At 67.6% G+C, this 26,092-nt stretch carries 22 protein-coding genes and 1 pseudogene; 12 read left to right on the top strand and 11 right to left on the bottom strand.

Translation table 11 applies throughout. The annotated features are described in order from the left end of the window. Window positions 1-29 precede the first annotated feature (29 nt). From HW466_RS13510 to HW466_RS13490, 5 genes are read left to right on the top strand one after another with little or no spacing between them, the layout of a single operon-like run. On the top strand, window positions 30-1,046 hold the full coding sequence (locus HW466_RS13510; RefSeq protein ID WP_147957587.1) for an aldo/keto reductase: 1,017 nt from the start codon (window positions 30-32) through the stop codon (window positions 1,044-1,046). After that, window positions 1,043-1,918, top strand: coding sequence for an amidohydrolase family protein (locus HW466_RS13505; RefSeq protein WP_151003559.1), 876 nt, complete (start codon window positions 1,043-1,045; stop codon window positions 1,916-1,918). The genes HW466_RS13510 and HW466_RS13505 overlap by 4 nt, the downstream gene beginning before the upstream one ends. A 22-nt stretch (window positions 1,919-1,940) precedes the next feature. After that, window positions 1,941-2,951: a zinc-binding alcohol dehydrogenase family protein gene (locus HW466_RS13500; RefSeq protein WP_151003561.1), complete on the top strand. Its 1,011-nt coding sequence runs from the start codon at window positions 1,941-1,943 to the stop codon at window positions 2,949-2,951. Between the two features lie 31 nt (window positions 2,952-2,982). Further along, on the top strand, window positions 2,983-4,146 hold the full coding sequence (locus HW466_RS13495; protein ID WP_151003563.1) for a mannitol dehydrogenase family protein: 1,164 nt from the start codon (window positions 2,983-2,985) through the stop codon (window positions 4,144-4,146). Continuing rightward, window positions 4,143-5,666: a UxaA family hydrolase gene (locus tag HW466_RS13490; protein ID WP_151003565.1), complete on the top strand. Its 1,524-nt coding sequence runs from the start codon at window positions 4,143-4,145 to the stop codon at window positions 5,664-5,666. The genes HW466_RS13495 and HW466_RS13490 overlap by 4 nt, the downstream gene beginning before the upstream one ends. A 195-nt stretch (window positions 5,667-5,861) precedes the next feature. Here the strand turns inward: HW466_RS13490 and HW466_RS13485 are convergent, their stop codons facing one another. Next, window positions 5,862-6,326 (bottom strand): cupin domain-containing protein, encoded by a 465-nt coding sequence (locus tag HW466_RS13485; protein ID WP_151003573.1) that lies wholly within the window; start codon window positions 6,324-6,326, stop codon window positions 5,862-5,864. Between the two features lie 307 nt (window positions 6,327-6,633). On the opposite strand from HW466_RS13485, the gene HW466_RS13480 reads away from it, so the two are divergent. After that, on the top strand, window positions 6,634-6,879 hold the full coding sequence (locus HW466_RS13480; RefSeq protein ID WP_151003567.1) for a DUF4148 domain-containing protein: 246 nt from the start codon (window positions 6,634-6,636) through the stop codon (window positions 6,877-6,879). A gap of 71 nt (window positions 6,880-6,950) precedes the next feature. Here the strand turns inward: HW466_RS13480 and HW466_RS13475 are convergent, their stop codons facing one another. The 3 genes from HW466_RS13475 to HW466_RS13465 form a co-directional block, all read right to left on the bottom strand. Then, window positions 6,951-8,138 carry a fumarylacetoacetate hydrolase family protein gene (locus tag HW466_RS13475; RefSeq protein WP_151003569.1) on the bottom strand — a complete coding sequence of 396 codons (1,188 nt, stop codon included), beginning with the start codon at window positions 8,136-8,138 and terminating at the stop codon, window positions 6,951-6,953. A 32-nt stretch (window positions 8,139-8,170) separates the two neighbouring features. Continuing rightward, the gene (locus HW466_RS13470) at window positions 8,171-9,952 is read right to left on the bottom strand and encodes an IlvD/Edd family dehydratase (RefSeq protein ID WP_174905816.1); all 1,782 of its coding nucleotides are present in this window, start codon (window positions 9,950-9,952) and stop codon (window positions 8,171-8,173) included. Between the two features lie 226 nt (window positions 9,953-10,178). Beyond that, the gene (locus tag HW466_RS13465) at window positions 10,179-11,216 is read right to left on the bottom strand and encodes a LacI family DNA-binding transcriptional regulator (RefSeq protein ID WP_081053799.1); all 1,038 of its coding nucleotides are present in this window, start codon (window positions 11,214-11,216) and stop codon (window positions 10,179-10,181) included. 311 nt (window positions 11,217-11,527) lie between these two features. On the opposite strand from HW466_RS13465, the gene HW466_RS13460 reads away from it, so the two are divergent. Beyond that, entirely contained in the window at window positions 11,528-12,874 is a 1,347-nt protein-coding gene (locus HW466_RS13460) for an MFS transporter (protein ID WP_059774422.1), read from the top strand. A gap of 184 nt (window positions 12,875-13,058) precedes the next feature. On the opposite strand, the gene HW466_RS13455 is transcribed toward HW466_RS13460, so the two are convergent. Further along, window positions 13,059-14,417 carry an epoxide hydrolase family protein gene (locus HW466_RS13455; RefSeq protein ID WP_059847186.1) on the bottom strand — a complete coding sequence of 453 codons (1,359 nt, stop codon included), beginning with the start codon at window positions 14,415-14,417 and terminating at the stop codon, window positions 13,059-13,061. Between the two features lie 188 nt (window positions 14,418-14,605). On the opposite strand from HW466_RS13455, the pseudogene HW466_RS13450 reads away from it, so the two are divergent. Further along, window positions 14,606-14,806 (top strand): annotated as a pseudogene (locus tag HW466_RS13450) (cupin domain-containing protein); the annotation flags it as partial. A 208-nt stretch (window positions 14,807-15,014) separates the two neighbouring features. Here HW466_RS13450 and HW466_RS13445 read toward each other — a convergent pair. Further along, window positions 15,015-15,272 (bottom strand): DUF4148 domain-containing protein, encoded by a 258-nt coding sequence (locus HW466_RS13445; protein WP_059447398.1) that lies wholly within the window; start codon window positions 15,270-15,272, stop codon window positions 15,015-15,017. 185 nt (window positions 15,273-15,457) lie between these two features. Here HW466_RS13445 and HW466_RS13440 point away from each other — a divergent pair, with 185 nt between their 5' ends. Beyond that, window positions 15,458-16,135 carry a heavy metal response regulator transcription factor gene (locus HW466_RS13440; RefSeq protein WP_059447397.1) on the top strand — a complete coding sequence of 226 codons (678 nt, stop codon included), beginning with the start codon at window positions 15,458-15,460 and terminating at the stop codon, window positions 16,133-16,135. Then, window positions 16,132-17,616, top strand: coding sequence for a heavy metal sensor histidine kinase (locus HW466_RS13435; protein ID WP_059948958.1), 1,485 nt, complete (start codon window positions 16,132-16,134; stop codon window positions 17,614-17,616). The genes HW466_RS13440 and HW466_RS13435 overlap by 4 nt, the downstream gene beginning before the upstream one ends. On the opposite strand, the gene HW466_RS13430 is transcribed toward HW466_RS13435, so the two are convergent. Genes HW466_RS13430 through HW466_RS13420 form a run of 3 tightly spaced genes read right to left on the bottom strand, consistent with a single transcriptional unit; the run spans window position 17,585 to window position 23,787 of the window. Continuing rightward, complete coding sequence (locus HW466_RS13430; RefSeq protein ID WP_174905815.1) at window positions 17,585-19,132, bottom strand: efflux transporter outer membrane subunit; 1,548 nt, start codon at window positions 19,130-19,132, stop codon at window positions 17,585-17,587. The two genes, HW466_RS13435 and HW466_RS13430, sit on opposite strands and share 32 nt — an antisense overlap. A gap of 31 nt (window positions 19,133-19,163) precedes the next feature. Further along, window positions 19,164-20,507, bottom strand: a complete 1,344-nt coding sequence (locus HW466_RS13425; RefSeq protein ID WP_174905814.1) for an efflux RND transporter periplasmic adaptor subunit — start codon at window positions 20,505-20,507, stop codon at window positions 19,164-19,166. A 49-nt stretch (window positions 20,508-20,556) separates the two neighbouring features. Continuing rightward, a complete protein-coding gene (locus HW466_RS13420) occupies window positions 20,557-23,787 on the bottom strand; it encodes an efflux RND transporter permease subunit (protein WP_174905813.1) in 3,231 nt (1,076 codons plus the stop codon). 269 nt (window positions 23,788-24,056) lie between these two features. On the opposite strand from HW466_RS13420, the gene HW466_RS13415 reads away from it, so the two are divergent. Together HW466_RS13415 and HW466_RS13410 are read left to right on the top strand one after the other, a co-directional pair. Then, window positions 24,057-24,335, top strand: coding sequence for a DUF4148 domain-containing protein (locus HW466_RS13415; protein ID WP_059507918.1), 279 nt, complete (start codon window positions 24,057-24,059; stop codon window positions 24,333-24,335). An 8-nt stretch (window positions 24,336-24,343) separates the two neighbouring features. After that, complete coding sequence (locus HW466_RS13410; RefSeq protein ID WP_060347730.1) at window positions 24,344-24,589, top strand: hypothetical protein; 246 nt, start codon at window positions 24,344-24,346, stop codon at window positions 24,587-24,589. An 85-nt stretch (window positions 24,590-24,674) separates the two neighbouring features. On the opposite strand, the gene HW466_RS13405 is transcribed toward HW466_RS13410, so the two are convergent. Both HW466_RS13405 and HW466_RS13400 read right to left on the bottom strand, forming a co-directional pair. Continuing rightward, window positions 24,675-25,817, bottom strand: coding sequence for an FAD binding domain-containing protein (locus HW466_RS13405; RefSeq protein WP_060329728.1), 1,143 nt, complete (start codon window positions 25,815-25,817; stop codon window positions 24,675-24,677). Beyond that, window positions 25,814-25,984 (bottom strand): hypothetical protein, encoded by a 171-nt coding sequence (locus tag HW466_RS13400; protein WP_174905812.1) that lies wholly within the window; start codon window positions 25,982-25,984, stop codon window positions 25,814-25,816. The genes HW466_RS13405 and HW466_RS13400 overlap by 4 nt, the downstream gene beginning before the upstream one ends. Window positions 25,985-26,092 lie beyond the last annotated feature (108 nt).

The following is a 26,092-nucleotide window of genomic DNA, read 5'->3' as shown; positions in this document are numbered from 1 at the left end:
TGCCTCGTTCTCACATCCGGTCACGCTTCATGAACGCAAACAATACGCGCACATTGCCGCGCAGCGGGTTGACGGTGTCGACGCTCGGGCTCGGCTGCTCGCAGCTCGGCGGCCTTTATCGGCCGATGTCTGCCGCCGACGCGGCCGCGCTCGTCGACGCCGCGTGGGCGGCCGGCCTGCGCTATTTCGACACCGCGCCGTATTACGGGTACACGTTGTCCGAGCGACGCGTGGGTGCAGCGCTCGCCGCGCGCGAGCGCGGCACGTTCACGCTCAGCACGAAGGTCGGGCGGCTAATGCGCGCCGATCCGGGCGTGCGGCCGGGCGACGACGGCTGGGCCGAGCCGCTGCCGTTCAGGCCGGTCTACGACTACAGCTACGACGGCATCATGCGCTCGCACGAGGACAGCATCCAACGGCTCGGGCTCGCGCGCGTCGACATGCTGTATGTGCACGACATCGGCGCGATGACGCACGGCGACCGTCACGCGCACTACTGGGAACAGTTGACTCGTGGCGGCGGGTTTCGTGCGCTGGATGCGTTGCGTTCCAGCGGCGAGATCGTCGCGTTCGGTCTCGGCGTGAACGAATGGGAAGTCGCCGCCGATGCGCTGAACGAAGCGTCACTCGACGCGGTGTTGCTGGCCGGCCGCTACACGCTGCTCGAACAGACGGCGCTCGAGCCGCTGCTCGATGCGTGCGTCCGTGAAGGGACGGGCATCGTGATCGGCGGCGTGTTCAACTCAGGCCTGCTCGCCGGCAACGGCAAGTTCAACTATGCGGACGCGAGTGCCGACGTGATCGACAAGGCGGCGCGGCTCGGCGCGCTGTGCGACCGCTTCGACGTGCCGCTTCCGGCCGCTGCATTGCAGTTTCCGTTCGGCCATCCGGCCGTCGTGTCGTGCGTGATCGGCGCGCGCAGCGTGGCCCAGCTGAAGCAGAACATCGAATGGTTCGAGCGCCCGTTGCCCGCAGGACTGTGGGCCGCGCTGCGCGACGAAGGTCTGATCGACGCGCGCGCGCCGGTTCCGGGAGAACATGCATGACCGCACGCATCGACGCCCATCAGCACTACTGGCGAATCGACGCGCGGGCCGGCGGCTGGCCGCCGGCCGAGCTCGACGCGATTCACCGGGATTTCGGCCCCGCCGACCTGGCGCCGCTGCTCGATGCGGCGCGCATCGATGCCACCGTACTCGTGCAATCGCTGCCGAGCGAGGCCGATACGCGCTTTCTGCTCGATGTCGCGGCGGCAACGCCAACAGTCGGCGCCGTGGTCGGCTGGGTCGACATGAAGGCTGACGACGCGGCCGCGCGGATCGCGGCATTCGCGTCCGCGCCGAAGGCGCGCGGCTTGCGACCGATGCTGCAGGATCTGCCCGACGACGCGTGGATCGACGATCCGCGGCTGGATCGCGCAGTCGCGGCGATGCTCGAGCATGCACTGGGCTTCGACGCGCTGGTGATGCCGCGCCATCTCGATGCGCTGCATGCGTTCGCGCGACGCCATCCACGTCTGCCGATCGTGATCGACCACGGTGCGAAGCCGTCTATCGAGCGCGGTGAACTTCAGCCGTGGCTGTCGTCGATGAGCAGGCTCGCGAGCCTGCCGAATCTTCATTGCAAGCTGTCCGGCCTCTGGACGGAGGCCGGGCCGTCGGCCGGCCCGGACACGGTGCGCGCGCGCACACGGCCGTACGTGCAAGCGCTGGCCGAGCTGTTCGGGCCGACCCGCTTGATGTGGGGCAGCGACTGGCCGGTGCTGCGGCTGGCATCGGCATGCGGCGGCTACGGCGAATGGCTGGCCGCGTGCGAGGAGGATTGCGCGCAGTGGCTTGGCGCGGCGGCGCTGGCCGGCGTCTTCGGCGGCAATGCGCGTCACTTCTACCGGATCGATACCGCACGCCACGACGAATGAACCAGAACCAAAGGAACCCGACATGCTCAGCGTGATTTGCGAATCCCCTGGCGTGCTGCGTGCGGAGCAGCGCGAACTGCCCGCACGCGGCAGCGGCGAAGTGCTGTTGCGCGTGCAACGCGTCGGCATTTGCGGCACCGACCTGCACATCTTCACCGGCAACCAGCCGTACCTCGAATATCCGCGCGTGATGGGTCACGAGCTTTCCGCGGTCGTCGTCGAAGCCGAGCCGGAGTCGGGGCTCGGCGCGGGCGACACCGTGTATGTGATGCCGTATCTGTCGTGCGGACACTGCATCGCATGTCGTCACGGCAACACGAACTGCTGCGTGAACATCAAGGTGCTCGGCGTGCATCGCGACGGCGCGCTCGCCGAATACCTGAGCGTGCCTGCGCAGTTCGTCCACAAGGCCGACGGCATTTCGCTCGACCAGGCGGCGATGCTGGAATTCCTCGCGATCGGCGCGCACGCGGTGCGGCGCGCGGACGTCCGCGCCGGGCAGCGCGCGCTGATAGTCGGCGCCGGGCCGATCGGCATGGCCGCGATGATCTTCGCGAGGTTGCGCGGCGCCGACGTCACGTGCCTCGACACGCGGGCCGATCGCCTGGCGTTCTGCCGGCAGCATCTGACCGTCGATGCGACGGTGCAGGCGGGAGCGGACGATGCGGCGCGTCTCGCGGAGTTGACGAACGGCGAGTATTTCGATGCGGTGTTCGATGCGACGGGCAATCTCGATGCGATGAATCGCGGCTTCGAGTTCGTCGCGCACGGCGGCAAATACACGTTGATCTCGATCGTGCGCGGGCACGTCGCCTTTTCGGATCCCGAATTCCACAAGCGCGAGACGACGTTGCTCGCGAGCCGCAATGCCACGGCCGAAGATTTCGAGACGGTGCTCGACGCGATGCGCGCGGCGCGCATTCCGGACCGCGCGCTGAACACGCACAGGATGCGGCTCGAGGATGTGCCCGATGCATTTCCGCGTCTGCTGGACGCGGGACAGACCGTCGTGAAGGCGCTCGTCGAATGCTGATCGACGCCAGTCGACGCGCGGAGCGCACGCCATGACGCCACCGATCCTCCAGTTCGGCACGAGCCGCTTCCTGCTCGCGCACGTCGACCTCTTCGTGTCGCAGGCACTGGACGAGGGCAGTGCGATGGGCGGCATCGGGATCGTCCAGACCACCGGCAATCCGGCCAGTCGCGCCCGAATCGACGCGCTCCGGGCAAACGGCCGCTATCCGGTGCGTATCCGGGGGCGCGACCGCGGTGTCGTCGTCGACGAAGTCGTCGAATGCCGGGCCGTGCAGCGCGCGTGGGATGCCGGAACCGACTGGGCCGAGATTCGCCGCGCCGTGATCGAGACGGTGCGCGTGATCGTGTCGAACACCGGCGACGCGGGCTATCGTGCGGATCCGCGCGACGCCACGGACCTGCTCGTCGAAACGGCGCGGGCACCGCACGGCTTTCCGGCGAAGCTGCTCGTGCTGCTGTACGCGCGCTGGCAGGCGCGGCCCGACGATGGCGTGTCCATCCTGCCGTGCGAGCTGGTCGCGAACAACGGCGACACGCTGCGCGACATCGTGCTGGACCTGGCGCAACGGTGGCGGGTGCCCGACGCGTTCGCCGGCTATCTGCGCGAGCGCTGCATCTGGGTCAACTCGCTCGTCGATCGCATCGTTTCCGAGCCGATCGATCCGGTCGGCGCGGTTGCGGAGCCCTACGCGCTATGGGCGATCGAACGCCGCGCCGGCATCGCGCTGCCTTGCCGCCATGCGCAGATCGTCGTGACCGACGATTTACACAGTCACGAGCGGCTGAAGCTGTTTTTTCTCAACCTCGGGCACAGCTGGCTCGCTGAACAGTGGCTGTCGGCAGGGCGGCGCGATTCGGAAACGGTGCGGGACGCGATGAACGACACGCGGCTGCGCGACGGTCTCGAAGCGGTGTGGCGCGATGAGGTCGGACCGGTCTTCGCGGCGCTCGGCTTGCGCGAAACGGCCGAGCGCTATGTCGACAGCGTGCGCGAGCGCTTTCTGAATCCATATCTGGCGCATCGCCTCGCCGACATCGCAAACAATCATCGCGAGAAGATCGCACGGCGGATCGAGCCGCTGCTCGCGCTCGCGGATTCGCTGGCGGTGCCGGCCGAGCAACCGCGCTTGCGGCAAATCGTTGCCCGCCATGGCAGCGCGGCCGATGCAACGACGGGGAGAATCGCATCGTGAATCAACCGACAGTCGTCATCCTTCACCGCGACGACAACGTCGCGGTCGCGCTCGACGCGCTCGAACCGGGCGGCTCGATCGACGTGAACGGCACGCCGCTGCGCGTCGCGGCGGCGGTGCCGGCCGGCCACAAGATCGCCACGGCCGCGATTGCGCGCGGCACGTCGATCGTCAAATGCGGGCAGTCGATCGGCATCGCGCTGCGCGACATCGGCGCCGGCGAGCACGTGCACGTGCACAACGTCGGGATGCCCGAGCGGCATGCGCTCGACGACGGACCTGCCGGTTCGGTGCACGACGCACCGCCGGATCGGTTCGATACCTTCGACGGATTCGTGCGGCCCGACGGCAGCGTGGGAACGCGCAACTACATTGGCGTGATCGCGAGCGTCAACTGTTCGGCGAGCGTGTGCCATGCCATCGCCGACGCGTACCGGCATGGCGCACTCGATGCGTTCGGCCATGTCGACGGGGTCGTCGCGATCACCCATCAGAGCGGATGCGGGATGTCGGCCACGGGGGACGGGATCGAGCTGCTGCGGCGCACGCTCGTCGGGTACGCGCGCAACCCGAATTTCGCCGGTGTGCTGTTCGTCGGCCTCGGGTGCGAAGTCAATCAGGTGCGCGCGCTCGCGGCGCAGTTGGACGCATCCGCGGCGGGCACCGTTCGCACGCTGGTCATTCAGGACGAGAGCGGCGTGCGCGAATCCGTCGCGCGCGGCGTGTCGATTGTCCGCGAGCTGCTGGAGGTGGCCGAAGGCGCGCGGCGCAGCACCGTGCCGGCGTCGCGGCTGACGGTCGGCCTGCAATGCGGCGGCTCCGACGGCTACTCGGGGATCACGGCGAATCCCGCGCTGGGGGCGGCCGTCGATCTGCTGGTGCGCAACGGCGGCACGGCGATCCTGTCCGAGACGCCCGAGATCTACGGTGCGGAGCATCTGCTGGTCGCGCGCGCGGCGTCGCGAGACGTGGCCGGGCGGCTGCTCGCCAGGCTGCAATGGTGGGAGCGCTACGTCGCCGACAACGGCGGTGAAATGAACAACAACCCGTCGCCCGGCAATATCGCGGGCGGTATCACGACGATTCTCGAGAAGTCGCTCGGCGCGGTGTCGAAGGGCGGACGATCGGCGCTTCGCGCGGTCTACGATTATGCCGAACCGGTGCGGCAGTCGGGCCTCGTGTTCATGGATACGCCCGGTTACGACCCGGTGTCGGCCACCGGACAAATTGCCGGCGGCGCGAACCTCGTATGCTTCACCACCGGACGCGGCTCGGTGTTCGGCTCGAAGCCGGTGCCGACGATCAAGATCGCGACGACGACCGGCCTGTTCGAGCGGATGCGATCCGACATGGACTTCGACAGCGGCGGCATCCTCGCCGGTTCGCTCACCGTCGACGAAGCGGGCGCGCTGCTGTTTCGGCTGATGCTCGACGTCGCGTCCGGACGAACATCCCGAAGCGAGGACAACGGCATCGGCGAGCGCGAGTTCGTGCCGTGGCAGCGCGGCGCGATCATGTGACGCGGGGCGACAGTCTCACTGGCATGCCTGCGGTTTCCGGATCGCGGGAGGTGTCGGGAAGCAGGATCGCTGACGAGTGCGCCGAGCATGGGGGACGTCGTTCGGCAGGCGATCAGCGGCGCGCGCCGGATCCAGCAGCGTAACGATCCGGTCTGGTTCCAACGTCGCATTTTCCGACGGGATGTTGTCGTGCGTTCAGCGATTAACCGCACATGCGGCTTCGTTCCCGTCGTGTGGACTGTACACCGCATATAGCTTCGTATAGCCGGACGTATCGAAATGCCCGGTCCATCCCTTCGGCAGCGTTACGGCTTCGCCGGCCTTCACGGTCATGACCGAGCCGTCCGCTGACGTCAGCTTCACACTGCCCGACAGAAAATAGAGAAACTCGTTGTACGGCAGGCCACCCGGCCCCTTGATCTCTTCATGCGACGGCCCTGATCGATAGATACCGGTCTGGAAAGCCGTATCGGTCGACGTGAACGTCGTCACGTCCGTGCCGCTGTCATTGCCTTCGCTTTTTCCCGATGCATTTGCGCGCGCAAGTAATGCGCCGGCAAGGTCCGTGTTCGACATCATGACCGGCTTGACGGTTTCGGCATGGGCGCTGCCAAAGAGCGCGGCACCGACTAGCAGCGCCCCGATTGCATAAGTAGACATCGGCGATTTCTCCTTTGATTGCTGCGATGGCCCGTAACGATTAACGCGCCGTCGCTGCACCATTGTGTCGGAATAACGCGCGACATTTCCACTCGGTTGCCGGGCGAGCGCGCGCAGATTTGTATCTCAATGTGGCTGGGCGCGGTACGGATACACGACGTTGCAATCGTGGGGCGGCGAGACACATGCGCGATACGTCTGCTCGTTCAAATAGCAGTGCAGCGAGCCCGAACGAGTCGACACGGCAGTCAGCGGCTGCCGACGGCCGGCCAGGTTCGCTCCCGTTGAACATCTCCAGGAGTACGACATGAAAGTAAAGAGCATCGCCATGGTCTTGATGGCATTCACCGCAGTGGCAACAACGGCTTCCGCTTTTGCCAGCACGGCAGTCGCCGCGAACACGAATGGCGGAATGGCACAGTCAGCGCGCGAGTGGGCGCCGGTCAACAACACGCCGAAGGGAAAGACGCGTGCCGAAGTGCGAGCGGAACTCGTGCGTGCGCAAAAGGACGGCCAACTCGCCGCCCTCAGCGAGCTTTATCGGGGCGGCTGATTTGCCGCGGCAGGCGGGTGGCGCTTCGAGCCGCCGCGATTGCCGTCATCGCGATGACGGCAACGCGGCGATCACCCGGCGTTCGGCCCGATACCGCGAGCGGCGAGGTTGGCATACAGCGCGCGCACGCCGAAGGTCCAAGGCGCGATTTCGGTGCACAGCCGCACGGTGTTGACGAGCGCGCCGAGCTCTGGCGTGGAAATGATGACGCGATCGCCGAGGTGATGCGTGAATCCGCTGCCGGGCGCATCGCGGTCCTGGATCGGCGAGAACATCGTGCCGAGGAACAGCATGAAGCCGTCGGGGTACTGATGATGCGCGCCGCAGGTCTGCGCGACGAGGTCGGCCGGGTCGCGGCTGATCTCGCGCATGTGACTGATGCCGTCGAGGACGAAGCCGTCGTCCGCGCCTTCGACCCGAAGCGACACGCTGGCCTGCCGGACGCTGTCGAGCGTGAAGCCGTCGTCGAACAGCCGCACGAACGGGCCGATCGCGCACGAACCGTTGTTGTCCTTGCATTTGCCGAGCAGCAGCGCCGAGCGGCCTTCGATGTCGCGCAGATTCACGTCGTTGCCGAGCGTCGCGCCCACGGGCCTGCCGTCGCTGGCGACCGCCAGCACGATCTCCGGCTCCGGGTTGTTCCACACCGACACGGGCAGCAGCCCGACATCCGCCCCGAAGCCCACCGCGGACATCGGCTGCGCCTTGGAGAACACCTCGGCATCGGGGCCGATGCCGACTTCCATGTATTGCGACCACGCGCCGCGTCGCTCGAGTTCCGCCTTCAGGCGTAGCGCGGCGTCCGAGCCGGGCACGATCTTCGACAGATCGGTGCCGATGGTCGTGGCGATCGTGTCGCGTACCTCCCGTGCCTTGGCCGGATCGCCGCCGGCCTGCTCCTCGATCACACGCTCGATCAGGCTGACCGCAAAGGTGACGCCGCACGCCTTGACGGCCTGCACGTCGCACGGCGCAAGCAGGTGCGTGGCGCCGGGCGTGCCGTCCAGCGCGGCCTGCATCAACGGTTCGACGCGGCCGAGCGATTCGCCGGCAGCCGTGCGTGCGACGCCGACTGCATCGGGACGGTCGAACAGGTCGGCCGTGGTCGACACGGTGCGTGTGATGTCGAACACTTCGCCGTCGCGCACGGCGACGACACTCGGGCCCGGGCAGGCACCGTCGTGCCGCCAGACGCGGCCGACCAGCAGCGCGTGGGCGAGGTCGTGCGGCAGGCAATCGGAAACGGAAGGAGTACGCATGGTCAGCTCCGCAGGAGTCGTGGGCGATTGGATCAGTGCGAGTGGCGCGGATTGCCGCGCTGCTCGATGACCTTCAGGTACAGCGTGGCCGGTTCGAGGCACCCGCCGGTGGACAGCTGGCCGACGAAGCGGCGATAGAGTTCCTGCCACGGCGTTTGCGCCTGCGGGACGCTGACACTTGCGGTCTCGCGGCGGCGCGCGAGTTCGTCCTCGTCGATGAGGACGTCGACGCTGCGGCGATTCAGGTCCACGCGCACGCGATCGTTCGTGCGCAGCAGCGCGAGCCCGCCGCCGACCGCCGCCTCCGGCGACACGTTGAGAATCGACGGGCTCGCCGACGTGCCGCTCTGGCGCCCGTCGCCGAGGCAGGGCAACGACGTCACGCCGCGCTTCACCAGCTCGGCGGGCGGCGCCATGTTCACGACTTCGGCGCTGCCGGGGTAGCCGACCGTGCCGCAGCCGCGGATGACGAGGATGCAGTGCTCGTCGATGTTCAGCGCCGGATCGTTGATGCGGGCGTGGTAATCCTCGGGGCCGTCGAACACGATCGCGCGCGCCTCGAACGTATTCTCCGCGCCGGGCTCGGAAAGGTAGGTCCGGCGGAACGCGTCGCCCACCACCGACATCTTCATGATCGCGCTGTCGAAGAAGTTGCCCGACAGCACCATGAAGCCGGCGCCGTGCTTGAGCGGCGCGTCGGGCGTGCGGATCACGTCGCGGTCGGCGTCCTGCGCGGCGTCGGCGATTTCGCCGATCGCGCGGCCGGACACGGTCAGGCAGTCGCGCCGCAGCAGGCCGGCCGCGTCGAGCTGGCGCAGCACGGCGGGCACGCCGCCGGCGCGATGGAAGCTTTCGCCGAGATATTCGCCGGCCGGCATGCAGTTCACGAGCAGCGGCACGGCTTCACCGAAGCGCTGCCAGTCGTCCAGGCTCAGCTCGACGCCCATGTGGCGCGCGATGGCGATCAGGTGCGGCGGGCAGTTGGTCGATGCGCCCAGCGCGGAGGCAACGACGATCGCATTCTCGAACGCCGCGCGCGTCATGATCTTCGACGGGCGCACATCCTCGCGAACCAGGTCGACCGCGCGCTTGCCGGTCGCGTAAGCCATCTGGCCGCGCTCGCGGTACGCCGCGGGAATGCTCGCACACCCCGGCAACGACATGCCCAACGCCTCGGCGAGGCTGTTCATCGACAGCGCGGTGCCCATGGTGTTGCAATGGCCGATCGACGGCGATGAAGCCGTGGTCAGCTGCATGAAGCCTTCGTAGTCGATTTCGCCGGCCGCGAGCAGGTTGCGCGCATGCCAGATCACCGTCCCCGAGCCGACGCGCTTGCCTTCGTGCCAGCCGTCGAGCATCGGGCCGCCCGACAGCACGATCGCGGGCAGGTCGACGGTGGCGGCCGCCATCAGGCAGGCCGGCGTGGTTTTGTCGCAACCGGTGGTCAGCACGATGCCGTCCAGCGGAAAGCCGTGCAGCACTTCCACCAGCCCCAGGTAGGCCAGATTGCGGTCGAGCGCGGCGGTGGGCCGGCGGCTCTGCTCGGCCAGCGGATGCACGGGGAATTCCATCGGAATGCCGCCCGCGTCGCGGATACCGGCCCGGGTGCGCTCGGCCAGCTCGATATGGTGGCGGTTGCACGGCGCCAGATCGCTGCCCGTTTGCGCAATGCCGATGATGGGCCGACCCGACTGCAACTCCTCGCGTGTCAGTCCGTAGTTCATGAAGCGCTCGACATAAAGCGCGGTCATGTCTGCGTGCGCGGGGTCGTCGAACCACGCCTGGCTGCGCAGACGGCGAGGGGTGTGTGACATGGCGGGGTGTCTCCGAATTTCGAATGGGGCCGCATTCCGTTCATGCGTGCCGGATAGTTACCGGTAACATCGTGGGGCATGTTAGCACGGCGGTTTTGCGTTGCGAAAGGGGAGGGTCATCGGCGGTGCGTGGCGCGGCGCGATGCGTTTCGACGAAGTCGCGCATGCTGCGCACCGCGCGTCGCCCGATTTCGCGGGCGACGGCGGGCTTCGTCGTCGACGTGTGTCAGGCGCTTTCGCGGGCGACGATCGTGTAGTCGATGCGGATGCGTCGCGATTCGATCGGCTCGCCGCCGTCACGGGCCTGCAGTGCCGCCAGCAACGCCTCGCCGGTGTGCAGGCCGATGCCGTAGGCGTCGACCGACACCGTGGTGATGGTCGGGTGGCAGCATGTCGCCACTTCGAAGTTCCCGAAGCCGGCTACGGCGATGTCCGCGGGCACCGAGAGCCCGCGCCGGTGACACGCCATGATCGCGCCGAACGCCGACATGTCGCTCACGCACATGACTGCATCGGTGTCCGGCCACTTGTCGAGCAGCGCTGCCATGGCGGGTTCGCCGTGGCTCATCGTGATCGGCGATTCACCGAGCCGCACGATACGCGGCTCGCCCAGCCCCAGCGCGTTGATCTCCGCCTGATAACCCTTGAGCCGGTCCAGGCCGCGGCGGTCCAGTTCGCTGGCGCCGCCGAGAAAGCCGATGCGGCGGTATCCGCGCTCGGCCAGATGCCGCACCATCGCCCGCGCGGCGCGCACGTTGGAGAAGCCCACGGCGGTGTCGATCGGACGCGTGGGCAGGTCCCACATTTCCACGACGGGAATGGCGGAACGCTCCAGCAGCTTGCGCGTGGCATCGGTGTGTTGCGCGCCGGTCAGCGCGATGCACCGGGGCTGGTGACGCAGCATGGAGCGTACCAGTCGTTCTTCACGCGCGAGGTCGTAGTCGGTATCGCCGAGCAGCAACTGCAGGCCATGCGGTTCGAGCGCATCGGTCAGGCCGCGCACGGTGTCGGAGAAATTGGAGCTCGACAGCGACGGCACCAGCACCGCGACGAACTCCGAGCGCCCGGACGACAGCGCACCCGCCGCGGCGTCGGCCACGTACCCGAGCTGGTCGATGGCCCGGCAGACGCGCTCGCGCGTGTCGGCGGCCACGCTATGGCCGGCAAGCACGCGCGACACGGTCATTTTCGACACGCCGGCCAGGCGCGCTACGTCGGACATGCGTGGCGGCCCGGCGGGCCGGACGGCGGTAGGACTGGGCATCGGAATCGCGGTCGGGAGAAGCCTGTAAAGGCTATATGATACCGGTGCCGGCCTGCCGTGCAGGCCACCCGCCGCACCCGTCGACATAACGCCCGTACTAGGGAAAGCCCGTGTCGGTCAGCCCTTGAATCCGCCTGTTCCGGCGTGCTACGTTCGTGTTTGTTACCGGTATCAGCGTACCGCTGGCTTCCGTCGTCCATCGACGGATTTTCTTGCTCGAGAATGTTATCGGTAACATCATCGCGCCGGCCGATCTGCGATCCGCCGATCCGTCGATACGCAGAAGACATACACAATCAGGAGACGAACGGATGCCATCCATCACGCAGACCGCTGCCGCGCCGGCCGCGGCCGACTTGTCCGAAGACGCCGTCTATCGCAGGGTGATGCGGCGCATTCTCCCGTTGCTGCTGCTGTGCTATGTGGTGGCGTACCTCGATCGTGTGAACGTCGGTTTCGCGAAGCTGCAGATGCTCGACGACCTGAGGCTGAGCGACGGCGTCTACGCACTCGGTGCCAGCATTTTCTTCTGGGGCTATTTCCTGTTCGAGATGCCCAGCAATCTGCTGCTGCACCGATACGGCGCGCGCTTCTGGATCGCACGGATCATGATCACATGGGGCATCGTGTCGTCGTCGATGGCGTTTATCGTGCCCCTCGCGCAGTTCTTCCACGTGCAGACGTCCACGATGTTCTACACGCTGCGCTTTCTGCTCGGCCTGTGTGAAGCCGGCTTCTTCCCCGGTGTCATCCTGTACATGAACTACTGGTTTCCGGCGCGCCGCCAGAGCGTGGCCATGTCGGGTTTCCTGGTGGCGATCCCGCTGAGCCTGACGCTCGGCAGCGTGGTGTCCGGCTGGCTGATGGAGCAGACGCATGGCTTGTCGGGCATGAGCGGCTGGCAATGGATGCTGTTGCTCGAAGGTCTGCCGTCGATCGTGGTGGCGTTCATCGTGCTGGCCTGCCTCGGCGACGGTCCGCAGTCCGCGAAATGGTTGTCCGCCGAAGAGAAGGCGATGCTGTCGCGCAATCTCGAACGCGAGGCCGTGCACAAGTCGCACAGCGTCGGCGCCGCGCTGCGCAGCCCGCGCGTGTGGCTGCTCACGTTCGTTCTGCTGACCTTCAATACCGGCTTCTACGGGCTGGCGTTCTGGCTGCCGTCGATCGTCCGCGCATCGGGTGTGCACAGCATGCTGCATATCGGCTTGCTGACGGCGATTCCGTATCTGACGGCCATTTTTGCGATGGTCTGGAATGCATCGCACTCGCGCAAGACGGGCGAACGCCGCTGGCATGCGGCGATTCCCGCGCTGATCGGCGGCATCGGCCTGATCATGAGCGCCGCATTCGCGCATAACGTGGCGCTTTCGATCGTATTCCTGACCATCGCCACCTGCGGCATCCTGGCCCTGATGCCGATCTACTGGACATTCCCCGGCCAGATCCTGTCCGGCACCGCTGCTGCTGCCGGCATTGCGCTGATCAATGCGGTGGGCAACCTGTCCGGCTTCACCGGCTCGATGATCACCGGCATCGCCAAGGAGATGACCGGGGACATCAACAACGGGACTTATGCACTCGGCGCGTGCCTGCTGGTCAGCTGCGTGCTGATCATGTCGATTCCGCGCAGCATCCTGGTGCCGCCGGCCGAGCGATAGGTCCCGGCCATCCCGCGCATCGCGGCGCCGGATGACCTGCTTGCGCTTCCGTGAGCACGGCCGGCATCGATTACGGATGCCGGCACGAACCGATCCCGAGGTCTGCGCGGGTCGGCACGCAGGGTAGGCGGGCCGACCGCTTTACGAAGTGATTGATGAAAGGAGCGCGCGTAACCTGTCCTTGCTACTCGGCTTTAACCGTCGATTGACGCACCGGCTTGAATGCCGCGCGCAATTCTTCTGCAAAGAGTTGGGGCTGTTCCCACGCCGCGAAGTGGCCGCCTTTGGAAACCGCGTGATAGTAGTACAGCGACGGATACGCCTGCTCGCTCCAGGTCTTTGGTGCACGATAGATCTCGTGCGGAAACACGCTGATCGCTACCGGTACCTTGATGTCGCGCGTTTTCTGCGCGACGGAGCTGAAATTGTTGTTGTTGTTTTCCCAGTAGAACCTCGACGACGATGCGCCTGTGTTGGTCAACCAATACAGCGTGATGTCGTTCAGCATCTCGTCCTTGGTCAGGACACGCTCGGGCACACCGCCGCTGTCGCTCCATTGCGCAAACTTCTCATACATCCACGCTGCGAGGCCGGAAGGCGAATCCGCGAGCGAGTATCCGATCGTCTGCGGGCGCGTGACCATGATTGCGCCGTATGCCGCGTTTCTGCCAAAGAATGTGCTGAGCGAATCGAATGCATCGCGCTCGGGCCCGGCCAATCCGGCAGGAGCAGGGGCGCCGCTGTTGATGGCCGTCACGAGATTGCCGGGAACGGTGGCGGGCATGTTGAGGTGAATCGCGAGCAGGCCAGGGGGCGCCTGGCGGGCGAGCGCATCGGAAATGACGGAGCCATGGTCGCCGCCTTGCGACACGTAGTGCGTGTATCCGAGGCGTTTCATCAACACGTCCCACGCGCGTGCGGTGCGGTCGGGGCCCCAGCCCAGCTCCGTCGGTTTGCCGGAAAAGCCATAGCCCGGGATCGACGGAATCACGACGTCGAACGCGTCCTCCGGGCGTCCACCATAAGCCACGGGATCGGTCAGCGGGCCGATCGCCTTGATGAACTCGAAGGTCGAACCCGGCCACCCGTGAGTCAGGATGACAGGCAATGCATTCGGGTAGCGCGAACGGACATGGATGAACTGGATGTCGACGCCGTCGATATGGGTGACGAACTCCGGCAGCGCGTTGAGTTGAGCCTCGGCTTTGCGCCAATCGTAATCGGTGCCCCAGTAGCGTACGAGTTCCTGCACTTTCGCCAGCTGGATACCCTGCGAATCGTCCTTGACCGTTTCCTTGTCCGGCCACCGTGTCTGCGCGATGCGCCTGCGCAGGTCGTCGAGTTGCGCTTGCGGAACCTGAACGCGAAATGGCCGAATGCTGTCGTCGCTACTCGTCGTTGCAGCGGGAATCGACGTGTTGTCCGCCGCATATGCGGGGCGCAGATAGCTTGCGGAGACGAGCAGGACCAATCCGATCGCCGTCGTTAATCCCTTGCGGGCGTTGTCTCGGAAAGGCGCGGTCAGACGGGTTGCTGCAAACATGGAGGCTCTCCCAGGAATTTGATTTACGGGTGACAGTCGCGAACCGCGTCGCGTCTTGCGCTCGCGTGGGAGTACTGTGCTCGGCTCGTGTATCCGGGATTTGTCGACTGCCTGCCGATTCGTGTATTTCTGTATGTAACGGTTATGCAGATACATGGCGATACATTTGAATGAACTGTCCAGCCGGCGTCGCGCCGACGTTCCGCGAGCATGAAGGCGAGGAATTCCTGTTCGTGCACCAGGGCCGCGTCGAAATCGAATTCCCAAACGAGACGGTACAACTCAGGACCGGCGATTCGGTCTATTTCAACGCACTCATCCCGCACCGCACGCGCAGCCTCGGCACTACGCAGGCGGAAATTCTGGTCATCGTCAGCCACGACGAATAGCCGAATCCCTTCTTCGCGGTGGCCTTTCGATCGTCACCGCTGATGGACCCAGCGCCGTGTGATCCCAGCACGCTCGCGTAACCGTGGCAGGTTTCCGGCAAATGCATCACGTTGAATGCGGGCGTTGTCGGCACTTTTACGGATATCGACAACGCCCGACTTCGGCAGCTTTTCCGCGCCTGCTTCGGTGAGCAACTCGCGGTTGAAGTCAATTTTCGGCCGTCGTCGTTGCGCTCGGCCACCCGTCATGCAGGCGAGCCGCATGAAGCGCCCGGTTGTGCGCAATCTCGGCCGATGACGGCGGGTAGTCGTTCCGGTTCGACGGCAGCAGGCCGTCGGCTTCCGCATCGATCAGCTGTTGGCGGACTTCGGCGCGCGTGACGGGCGCCTGGTTGGACTGGGCGAAGGCTTGCGTGCCGAACGGCAGGCTCAGTGCGGCAACGGCGAAGGCGGCGACGAGTTTCATGGCAACTCCCTGGCGAATGAATGAACGGTCGAGTGGGCGGGCCCACGCGTTGAATTCTGGATTCCGCGGCCGTCACCACACTGACCCGTTGATTACAGTTTCGTAATCAGCGCGGCTCGCACGGATGCGCGCGGCGTTTCCCTGTAACATCGGCGCATGCCACCACCGAATGCGACGGAGCGACCATGCGCATCCTGATAGTCGAAGACGAACCGAAGACCGGCGCGTACCTCAAGAAGGGCCTCGAGGAATCCGGATTCAGCGTCGATCTCGCGAAGGACGGCGGCGAGGGGCTGACGCTTGCGCAGGAGGAAAGCTACGACGTGATCGTGCTCGACGTGATGCTGCCCGTGCTCGACGGCTGGAGCGTGCTCAAGCGGCTGCGCGACACGCATGCGACGCCCGTGCTTTTCCTGACCGCGCGCGACGACGTGCAGGACCGCGTGCACGGCCTCGAGCTCGGCGCCGACGATTACCTCGTGAAACCGTTCGCGTTCGTCGAACTGCTCGCGCGCATTCGCACGCTCGCGCGCCGCGGGCCGCCGCGCGAGACGGAGCGCATTGCGGTGGGCGATCTGGAAATCGACGTCGTGCGCCGCCGCGTGAAGCGCGGCACGGTGCGGATCGACCTGACGCCGCGCGAATTCTCGTTGCTGCAGCTGCTGGCGCGCCGGCAAGGCGAGGTGCTGAGCCGCACGCAGATCGCATCGTACGTGTGGGACATGAATTTCGACAGCGACACCAACGTCGTCGAAGTCGCGATCCGGCGGCTGCGCGCGAAGATCGACGACGATTTCGCGGTCAAGCTGATTCACACGGTGCGCGGCGTGGGCTACGTGCTCGAGCCGAAGGACGGCGCGTGACGCGCGCCCGCTCGATCGGCACGACGCTCGCGCTCGCATTCGGCGCGACCACGCTCGCGGTATTCGCGCTCGTCGGCGCATACGCGTACACGGGCCTCGAACGGCAGGTCAGCGCGCAGGACGACCTCGACATCGTGCTCGCCGCGCGGCATACGCGGCGGCTGGCCGGCGAACTCGATTCGCTCGACGCGGTGCGCACGCATGCGGACCGGCTGACGAGCCAGGTGCTCGGCAACGAGGCGCTGTCGCTGGCCGTCGTCGACGGGCAGGGCCACGTGCTCGCGCGCCACAACGTCCGGCGCACCGACCCGGAAGATGCGCGGGATGCCGCGCCGGGTGCGGCGTCGCCTGCGTTGCCCGATGTCGACCTGTTGCCGCCGCACGCGATGCCCGTACCCGCGAACGAGCGGATTACCGCCGACCGGATCGTGACGTGGACCGCCGACGGCGGCACGGCCGTGCGCGGCGTCGTAACGGATGCGCAATTGCGCGACGGTACGAAGATCCGGATCGCGGTCGCGCGCAACATGAGCGATCGCACCGAATTGCTCGACGGCTACCGCGACAAACTGAAGATTGCCGGCGGCCTCGGCGCGCTGTTCGCGATGCTGCTCAGCTACTGGTTGATCCGCACGTCGCTCGCGCCACTGCGCGAGATTGTCTCGAACACGGGGCGAATCACCGTCGACAAGCTCGATACGCGGCTCGACGCGTCGCGCGCGCCGCGCGAGCTGACGGCGCTGGTCGACGCGCAGAACGCGATGCTCGGACGCTTGCAGCAAGCGTTCGGGCACCTGTCGCAATTCAGCGCGGATCTCGCGCACGACCTGCGCACGCCGCTGAACAACATGCGCGGCGCGACCGAGGTGGCGCTCGCACGGCCGCGCTCCGTCGACGAATACCAGGCGCTGCTCGAGTCGAATCTCGAGGAATACGACCGCCTCGCGCGGATGATCGAGAATGTGCTGTTTCTCGCGCGTGCCGAGCATCCGGGCTTCGTCACGCGGCAACGCGCCTTCGACGTGCATGAGGAACTGACGCGCATCGCCGGTTATTTCGAAGGGCTGGCCGACGAAGCCGGCTCGACGCTGCATGTCGCCGGGCACGGCCAGCTGATCGCCGACCTCGAGCTGTTCCGCCGCGCGGTCAGCAACCTGCTGGCGAATGCGCTGCGTTATACACCGGCGGGCGGCATCATCACGCTGGCCGTCGACGAAACGGCGGACGCAGTGCGCGTCGTCGTGTCGAACCCGGGCGAGCCGATCGATCCCGCGCTGCTGCCGCGCGTGTTCGAACGCTTCGTGCGCGGCGACCCCGCGCGCAGCGGTGGCGGGCCGGGCGGCACGGCCGGGCTCGGCCTCGCGATCGTGCGTTCGGTGATGGAGCTGCATGGCGGCACGGCACGCGTCGAAAGCGACGCGGCCGGAACGCGCTTCATCCTCACGTTCGTCAAGACACCGACGCCTTCGCCGACGACGTAGCGGCCGCGGGCGCGGCGCTCGTTGCGTTCGCATCCTTATTCTCGGCCGTGTTCCAGCCGCCGCCGAGCGCCGTCAGCAGCGTGACCGCCGCCTCCATCCGGCGCGCGGCGATCTGATCGGCCAGCCGTCGGTTCGACAGGGCAATCGTCTGCGCGGTCACGACGTCGAGGTAGCTGACGGCGCCCGCCTCGAAGCGGTTGGTCGTCAGTTTCAGCGACAGGTCGGCGGCGTCGGTCGCGCGTTGCTGGCTGTCTGCTTCCGACGCGAGCGCATCGAGCGTGGAAAGTTGATCCTCGACCTGCTGGAACGCGGCGAGTACGGTCTGCCGGTAATCGGCGACCGTGCCGTCGTATTGCGCATGCGCGGCGCGCAGCGACGCGCTGCGGCGCCCGCCATCGAACAGCGTGCCGGCAAGCTGCGAGCCGAGCGACCAGAACAGGCTCGGCGCGCTCAGCCACGGCGCGAAGAAACCGCTTTCGAGCCCGGTGCTCGCCGACAGCACGAGATCGGGAAAGAATGCGGCGCGCGCTGCGCCGATCTGCGCATTCGCGGCCGCGACGCGGCGCTCGGCCGCCGCGATGTCGGGCCGCCGTTCGAGCAACTGCGACGGCACGCCGGCCGGAATCGCCGGCACGTCGAACGATTGCACGCGCGGCGCCAGCGTGAACGTCGACGCGCTTTCGCCGACGAGCGTCGCGATCGCATGCTGAAGCTGGGCGCGGGACGCGTCGATGTCGGTGTCCTGCGTGCGCGTCGTTTCCAGCTGCGTCGCGGCTTGGGCAACCGCCGATGCGTCGATCGCGCCGGCCGCGAGCTGCTGTTTCAGCAGGTTCAGCGCGTCCGCATACGCGCGTACCGTATCGTCGAGCAGTTGCTTCTGCGTATCGAGCGAGCGCAGCGCGAAATAGTCGGTTGCGAGTTCGGCCGTGACCGACAGCTTCACGGCCTGCACGTCGGCCGCGCTCGCAGCGGCGTTCGCCTGTGCGCTCGTCACCGCATCGTGCACGCGGCCGAATACGTCGGGCTCCCAGCTCGCCGCCACGCCGGCCTGGTAGTCGGGCGTCGTCTTGCCCGCGAGCGACGAGCCGAGCTTGTTGCGCGACACGCGTGCGCGGCTCTGCGCGACGCCGGCCGTGATCGTCGGCAGGAATCCCGCATGCTGGTAGTCGACCATCGCGCGCGCCTGCTGAAGATCGGCGACGGCTTTTTTCACGGTCTGGTTCGATACGTCGACGCGCGCTTCGAGTTTGTTCAGGACGGGATCGTCGAAAACGGTCCACCATGTGCCGCGCGATGCGGTGTCAGCTGGCGATGCAACGTTCCAGCCGGGCTGTGCAGCCGGTACGCCCGCAGCCGGTACGCCCGCAGCCACAACCCCGGCATAGTGCGCGGGAACCGCGACGGCGGGTGGTGAATAGGCAGGCAGCGTCGAGCACGCGGACAACGCGGTCAGGGCGGCGGCGACACCGGGTACGACGACGCGCCGGGCGAACGGGAGCGGACGGGCGAAGGGCATGGCGAGTATCTCGTGAGTGTTCATGAGCGGATCAGCCGCGAGCCGGCGCCGCACCGGCGGCGCGCGCCGATGCAGCGGCGGCGGGCGTTGCCGCCGAACCGGTCGTCGAGTCTGCCGACATGGCCGGCGTTTTGTCGTGTGCGACGGACACGATCTTCACGGCTTCGCCCGACGCGATCGAATCGCCGGGGTTGTCGATCACGCGATCGTTCGCGGCGAGCCCCGCCACGATCTCGACGTGCGTGCCGAAATCGCGGCCGATCTGCACGGTCTTCAGCGCGGCGGTGCCGTTCGCGCCGACGGTTGCGACCGTCACGCCGTTCGGCCGGAACAGAAGCGCGCTGACCGGCAGCTCGAACGCGGATGTCGCGGCCGGCACGAGCAGGTGCGCCTGCGCATACGCGCCGGGCAGCAGTGCGCCGGCGCGGTTGTCGACGTCGATCTCGACGCGCAGCGTGCGCGTGACCGGATCGATCGCGCCCGCGCTGCGCGCGACACGCGCGGCGAAACGCCGGCCCGGATACTGCTGCGTGGTCAGGTAGACCGCCGTGCCGGCCGTCACGCCGCCCGCGCTGTCCTGCGGCACATCGACGAATACGCGCAGCGTGCCCGTCTGTTCGAGATGGAACAGCTCGCCGGACAGGCCGGGGCTGCCCGGCGTGCCGCCCGCGGTGACGAGCGTGCCGACGTCGACATTGCGTGCGGTGATCACGCCGTCGAACGGGGCCGTGACCGATTCGTACGACACCAGTTCGCCGAGGTGCGCGACGTTTGCCTGCGCGGAGGCCAGCATCGCGCGCTTCGCGTTCATGTCGGCGACCTTCGTGTCGGCGTCCTGCTGCGACACGGATTGCGTCTTCAGCATCTCCTGCCAGCGCTGCGCGGTCGATTTCGCATAGTCGTAGTTCGCCTGTGCGGTGGCCGCATCGGCGCGTGCCTGCCGCAACTGCGCATCGAGATCGGGCGCGGCGATCTGCGCGAGCGTCGCGCCGGCCTTCACGTGCGCGCCGATGTCGACGTTCCAGTGCGCGATGTAGCCGCTCGTGCGCGCGTAGATCGACGCTTCGGCATACGGCATCACCGCGCCCGGCAGCGTCAGCGTCTGATCGGCGGGCGCGGTGCCCGGCAGGATCACCGACACCGGCAATGCCTGCTGCGCGGCCACCTGCATGCGCTGCGCGGCGCGCGCGTCGATGCGCGGCACGATGGCGATCGCGAGCAGCGCGGCGGCTGCCGCGATGCCGGCCAGTGGGACGACCAGCTTGCGGCTGCGGCGGGAGGGCGACGTGCCGGGTGTCGTGCCGCGTGCAATCGGCGGCGCCGTGTCCGCTTCGGCGGCCGGCGGCGGGGCGAGAGGTTCGATCGAGTCGTTCATGATGGGTTCGAGGTCGGGCGAGGCGAAGGGAGTCGAGGTGAAACCGTGCTCAGGACAACGCCGGCGTGTCCGGCGCGCGGCGTGCGGCGGCCGCGTCGCGGCGCCGCTCGAGCCACGCATGGACGAAGCCGAACAGGACGGGCACGAACAGCAGCGTCGACAGCGTGCCGAACGCAAGGCCGCCGATCACCGCGCGGCCGAGCGGCGCGTTCTGCTCGCCGCCGTCGCCGAGGCCGAGCGCCATCGGCAGCATGCCGATGAGCATCGCGAGCGCGGTCATTACCACCGGGCGGAAGCGGCTGAAGCCCGCATCGAGCGCGGCCTGCCACGGCGGCGCGCCGCCCGCGATCAGCTCGCGCGCCGCATTGACGACCAGGATGCTGTTCGCGGTCGCGATGCCGATGCACAGGATCGTGCCGGTCAGTGCGGGCACCGACAGCGTCGTGCGCGTGACGAACAGCATCCACGCGATGCCGGCGAGCGACGCGGGCAGGCCGCCGACGATCACGAGCGGATCGAGCCAGGACTGGAAGTTGACGACCATCAGCAGGTAGACGAGTGCGATCGCGAGCGCGAGGCCGCCGAGCAGCCCGGCGAACGACTCGTGCATTGCCTGCACCTGGCCGCGCAGCACGATCGACGAGCCGGGCGGCAGCTGTGCGCGCGCCTCGTCAACGAGCTTCGCCACGTCGGCCGTGACGCCGCCAAGATCGCGCCCCTGCACCGACGCGAAGATGTCGAGCGCCGGCTGGACGTTGTAGTGCGAGACGACCGCCTGCTGCGTCGCGCGCGAGAAGCTGCCGAGCGCGCCGAGCAGGTTCTGCGCGGGGGCGCCGGCGGCCGGACCGCCGGCCGGCGTCTGCGGCGAACGCGCGATGCCGGCCGGCAGCGGCACGTTCGCGAGCGCCTGCAGCGAATCGACCGAATACTGCGGTGCCTGCACGATCAGCGGGTAGCTGACACCGTTGCGCGGGTCGAGCCAGAAGTTCGGCGTCGTTTGCGAGCTGCCGGACAGCGCGATCAGCAGGTTTTGCGCGACGTCGCGTTGTTCGAGGCCCGCCTGGATCGCCTTGGTGCGATCCACGTTCACGTCGATCGCCGGCTCGTCGCCCGGCTGCTGGATGCGCGCGTCGACGAGGCCGCGCACGCCGCGCAGCTTCGCGAGCAGCGCGTTCGCGACCGCGCGGTTCTGGTCGAGCTTGTTGCCGACGATCTGGATGTCGATCGGCGCGGGCAGCCCGAAGTTGAGGATCTGGCTGACGATGTCGGCCGGCAGGAACGCGAACGTGACGCCCGGGAACGACTGCGCGAGCAGGTTGCGCAGCTTCGCGACGTAGGCGGCCGTGGGCGCGTGGTTCGGCTTCAGCGTGATCAGCACGTCCGCATCCTCGGTGCCGACCGGGTCGGACGAGTCGTACGTGAGGTTGATCCCGCTTACCGGCACGCCGATGTTGTCGAGTACGCTTGCGATGTCGCTTGCGGGAATCACGTTGCGCACGCGTGCTTCGACTTCGTCGGTCAGGCGCGCGGTTTCCTCGATCCGCGTGCCGGTCGGCGCGCGCAGGTGCAGGCGGATCTCGCCGGTGTCGACCGACGGGAAGAAGTCCTGGCCGGCGAACGCGAACAGCGCGGTCGATGCGGCGCATGCGAGCAGGAACGCGGCCGCGAAACGGCGGCGGCGCGCGATCGCGGCCGACAGCAGCGCGCGATAGCGCAACCGCACGGCCTCGAAGCGATGTTCGAACGCGGCCTGAAAGCGCGCGATCCGCGCGAACACGCCGCGCGGCGGCCGGCCTTGCCCCTTCGCGCGCATCAGGACCATCGCGAGCGTCGGCACCAGCGTGCGCGAGAAGAAGTACGACGCCACCATCGCGAAGACCACCGCCTCGGCCATCGGCACGAACAAATAGCGCGCGACGCCTTGCAGCAGGAACATCGGCACGAACACGATGCAGATCGACAGCGTCGACACGAAGGTCGGCACTGCGATCTCGCCCGCGCCGGTCAGGATCGCGTCCTCGAGCGGCGCGCCGCGCTCGAGATGATGCGTGATGTTCTCGATCGCGACGGTCGCGTCGTCGACGAGAATCCCGACCGCGAGCGCGAGCCCGCCGAGCGTCATGATGTTGATGGTCTGGCCGAGCGCGGCGAGCGCGAGCAGCGAGGTCAGCACCGCGAGCGGAATCGACACCGCGATGATCAGCGTCGCGCGCCAGCTGCCGAGGAACAGCAGGATCATCACCGCGGTGAGGCACGCGGCGATCAGCGCCTCGCGCACGACGCCCTGGATCGCCGCCTTCACGAACACGGACTGGTCGCCGAGCGTCGAGATGTGCAATGCTTTCGGCAGGCCGGCCGCGATCTTCGGCAGCATGGCCTTGACCTGATCGATGATCGTCAGCGTCGACGCGCTGCCGGTCTTCTCGACGGTCAGCAGCGCCGCGCGCTTGCCGTCGGCGCGCACGATGTTGGTCTGCGGCGCGTAGCCGTCGCGAACGTGCGCGACGTCGCGCACGTACACTACGTTGCCGCCGATCGTCTTCACCGGCAGGTTGTTCAGCGCGGCGACCGTCTGCGTGCTGCCGTTCATCTGCACGTTGTACTCGCGCGTGCCGATCTTCGCGGTGCCGCCCGGCAGGATCAGGTTCTGCGCGTTGATCGCGTTCACGACGTCGATCGGCGCGAGCCCCTTCGCCTGCAGCGCGCGCGTGTCGAGATCGACGACGATCTGGCGGATCTTGCCGCCGAACGGCAGCGGCACGGCCGCGCCCTGGACGGTCGCGAGCTGCGTGCGAATGAAGCTGTTGCCGAGGTCGTACAGCTGCTGCTCGGCGAGCGTGTCGCTCGACAGCCCGAGCTGCAGGATCGGCACCGTCGACGCGTTGTACGTGATGATGTTCGGCGGCAGCGTGCCGGGCGGCAGGATCCGCAGGATCGACGCGGCATTGCTCGCGGCTTCCGCGATCGCGCGGTTGATGTCCGCGCCCGGGTGGAAGAAGATCTTCACGACCGACACGCCGTTCAGCGACTGCGATTCGATGTGCTCGATGTCGTCGACGTCGGACGTGAGCGCGCGCTCGTAGTTCGACGTGATCCGCTTGGCCATGTCCTCGGCGGAGAAGCCGTTGTACGACCAGACGATGCTGACGACCGGGATGTCGATGTTCGGGAAGATGTCGGTCGGCGTGCGCAGGATCGCGAGCGGTCCCGCGATGAAGATCAGCAGTGCGAGCACGACGAAGGTATAAGGCCTGCGCAACGCCAGCCGGACGATCCACATGATGTTGTTCCTCGTAGCAGGGCAAGGGGTCGCATTGGATGCGACGAGCGTGCAGTCTGCCGTCGCCGCGTTGACCCGGCCCTGACTCGAAGATTACGAAGCTGTTATCCGCGGGCTGCGCCGCAGATTTCGGTTTTGTCATCCGCGCGTCAGCGTCCGGCCGGCCTGGATGACCAGAATGAATGCGTCAGGCGGGGCAATCGCATCCGCGGTTCCGCCGGCGGCGCATCGACGATGCGTCCTCATCGAATCGTTCCGGGAGCTTCATCATGAATCGCAGATTGACCGCAGCCGCCGCGCTGCTCGTACTCACCCTCGGCGCACCGGTTGCCGCGCTGGCGCAGCAAGCATCGCAGGGTCTCACCCGCGCGGAGGTGCTCGCCGATCTCGTCCAGGCGCAGCGCGACGGGACCGTGCCGACGTCGAACTGGGACTATCCGCCGAGCAACCGGACGATCGCGCGCAACGCCGAGCTGTATGCGATCGCGCACGGCGAAGCGCGCACCGCGACCGCGTCGGCGCCCGTGCCGTCGGTCAGCACGCAATGAGCGGGGCGATGAAAGTCGTTTCCCGGCTGGCGATCGCCGCGCTGCTCGCGGCGGCGGTTGCCCCCGCCTTTGCGCGCGGGATGCCTCAGTTGCCCGACGACGACGGCTCGCGCGCCGGCGTGCTGCGCATGCTCGATCCGGCGAGCGCGAGCGCGAGCGACGAAGCGCACGTGCGCTCGGCCGTTGGCGTCGCCTCGCATCGGAGCGACGACACGGAAAGGAAGGCGGCGACCGGTCGGACTTGCGCGTCGTAAAGCCCTGCCGTGACTGCCGTCATGCCGCCCGGTTTCGCGGATGATCGATATGGCGCGCGCAATCGCGACACCGCGCCGGCGCTCGTCACGCTCGCCCCATGATCCGCGTGCCGAGCGAGATGCCGAGTTCGGACAACGAAGCGTTGGTCGCGAGTTGGTCAGCCTCCCAGCGCGACAGCGCGGCGTCGAATGCACTTTCGTGCACGCCGCCGCGCAGCGCTTCGGCAAGACCGACCGCGTTCTGCGCCGCCTTCGCGACACCGGCGGCGGTGTGTGGTCGCACGAGGCAGGCCGCGTCGCCGAGCAGCACCGCGCGCCCGAACGCCATGCGCTCGACCGCGAGATCGAGGATCGCCTGCGCGAACGGCACCTGGGTCGCTTCGACGAGCGCGGCGAGCGTCGGCGCGAGCAGTCGGCGGCCGGCGTCCACGAGTTCGCGCCGGTTGTCGTCGCGCATCGCGCCGGGCGGCAGCGAGCCGTCGCGCTGCGTGCCGTCCCGCGCGAGAAACAGCGACGGCACGCGATCCTGCTCGAGCCGCCGATACCAGACCCAGTTCACACGCCGCTTGCCCGGCTCGACCGCACCGTCGCGGCCCGGCACCAGGTAGGTCAGGAACAGATGCGCGTCGCCTTGCTGGAACGTGAACCGATCGCGCAGCACCCGCAGCACCGTGTCGGAAAGCGTGTGCTCGTCGACGAGCCCGCGCCACGCAACGTAGCCCGCATACGCGGGCCGCGCGTCGGGCAGCAACTGGGCGCGCACGGCCGAGCGGCCGCCGTCCGCGCCGACCAGCAGGTCGGCATGTTCGACGCGGCCGTCCGCGAAATGCGCACTCACGCGCGCGCCGTCGTGTTCGAACCGCTCGAACGACACGCCGGCGTGGACGACGCCGGCCGGCAGCGCGCGCTTCAGCGCGGTGTAGATCACGTTCCAAGCGGTCTGCGTTTGCGGCATGTAAAGGCGCTGCACGATCCGGTCACGTTCGTCGAGATAGATGCGGTCGATCGAATCGACACTCGCATCGTGCGGCACCGGCACGCCGCCGAACGTGAACGCGCGTTCGATCGGCGCCTGTAGCACGATGCCGCCGCCGCGGCTGTCGAGATCGTGCGGCGATTGCTCGAACACCTTGACGCGCCATCCGGCCGCGCGCAGCGCGGTCGCCGCGAACAGCCCGCCCACCGACCCGCCGATGACGATCGCCGACGGTTGCGAAGCGTCACTCATGATTTTTCTCCCCCGATGATTCGTCGCGCGAAGCCGGCTTCCGGGAGGCCGTGCAGCAGCACGACGGCACGCGTGCCGTCCGCATCGAAGCAGTGCTGGCGGACACCGTCGGCGGTGACGGCGTGATGGGCAATCGAAGGCATGTCGGTGCTCGCGTGACGGTCCATGTCCGGTCCGGCACCTGCGGGCCCGGACGCGAATGCAAATGCCTTTCGAGGATAGGCGAAGCGATCGGCGCGCCGGATGAATTGTTCTGAATTCGTCGGCTGCGCCTG

The organism is Burkholderia territorii (genome assembly GCF_902833055.1).
GTDB classification, from domain to species: Bacteria; Pseudomonadota; Gammaproteobacteria; order Burkholderiales; family Burkholderiaceae; genus Burkholderia; species Burkholderia territorii.
Note: the sequence above shows the minus strand (reverse complement) of the source record. Positions and strands in the feature narration are given on the sequence as shown.

Coding starts and splice junctions, on each gene's coding strand:
- HW466_RS13460 (WP_059774422.1), top strand. CDS start 11,528: ATGCCATCCATCACGCAGACCGCTGCCGCGCCGGCCGCGGCCGACTTG.
- HW466_RS13425 (WP_174905814.1), bottom strand. CDS start 20,507: ATGAACGACTCGATCGAACCTCTCGCCCCGCCGCCGGCCGCCGAAGCG.
- HW466_RS13505 (WP_151003559.1), top strand. CDS start 1,043: ATGACCGCACGCATCGACGCCCATCAGCACTACTGGCGAATCGACGCG.
- HW466_RS13410 (WP_060347730.1), top strand. CDS start 24,344: ATGAAAGTCGTTTCCCGGCTGGCGATCGCCGCGCTGCTCGCGGCGGCG.
- HW466_RS13440 (WP_059447397.1), top strand. CDS start 15,458: ATGCGCATCCTGATAGTCGAAGACGAACCGAAGACCGGCGCGTACCTC.
- HW466_RS13510 (WP_147957587.1), top strand. CDS start 30: ATGAACGCAAACAATACGCGCACATTGCCGCGCAGCGGGTTGACGGTG.
- HW466_RS13445 (WP_059447398.1), bottom strand. CDS start 15,272: ATGAAACTCGTCGCCGCCTTCGCCGTTGCCGCACTGAGCCTGCCGTTC.
- HW466_RS13500 (WP_151003561.1), top strand. CDS start 1,941: ATGCTCAGCGTGATTTGCGAATCCCCTGGCGTGCTGCGTGCGGAGCAG.
- HW466_RS13420 (WP_174905813.1), bottom strand. CDS start 23,787: ATGTGGATCGTCCGGCTGGCGTTGCGCAGGCCTTATACCTTCGTCGTG.
- HW466_RS13415 (WP_059507918.1), top strand. CDS start 24,057: ATGAATCGCAGATTGACCGCAGCCGCCGCGCTGCTCGTACTCACCCTC.
- HW466_RS13455 (WP_059847186.1), bottom strand. CDS start 14,417: ATGTTTGCAGCAACCCGTCTGACCGCGCCTTTCCGAGACAACGCCCGC.
- HW466_RS13405 (WP_060329728.1), bottom strand. CDS start 25,817: ATGAGTGACGCTTCGCAACCGTCGGCGATCGTCATCGGCGGGTCGGTG.
- HW466_RS13495 (WP_151003563.1), top strand. CDS start 2,983: ATGACGCCACCGATCCTCCAGTTCGGCACGAGCCGCTTCCTGCTCGCG.
- HW466_RS13485 (WP_151003573.1), bottom strand. CDS start 6,326: ATGTCTACTTATGCAATCGGGGCGCTGCTAGTCGGTGCCGCGCTCTTT.
- HW466_RS13430 (WP_174905815.1), bottom strand. CDS start 19,132: ATGCCCTTCGCCCGTCCGCTCCCGTTCGCCCGGCGCGTCGTCGTACCC.
- HW466_RS13480 (WP_151003567.1), top strand. CDS start 6,634: ATGAAAGTAAAGAGCATCGCCATGGTCTTGATGGCATTCACCGCAGTG.
- HW466_RS13475 (WP_151003569.1), bottom strand. CDS start 8,138: ATGCGTACTCCTTCCGTTTCCGATTGCCTGCCGCACGACCTCGCCCAC.
- HW466_RS13400 (WP_174905812.1), bottom strand. CDS start 25,984: ATGGACCGTCACGCGAGCACCGACATGCCTTCGATTGCCCATCACGCC.
- HW466_RS13470 (WP_174905816.1), bottom strand. CDS start 9,952: ATGTCACACACCCCTCGCCGTCTGCGCAGCCAGGCGTGGTTCGACGAC.
- HW466_RS13465 (WP_081053799.1), bottom strand. CDS start 11,216: ATGCCCAGTCCTACCGCCGTCCGGCCCGCCGGGCCGCCACGCATGTCC.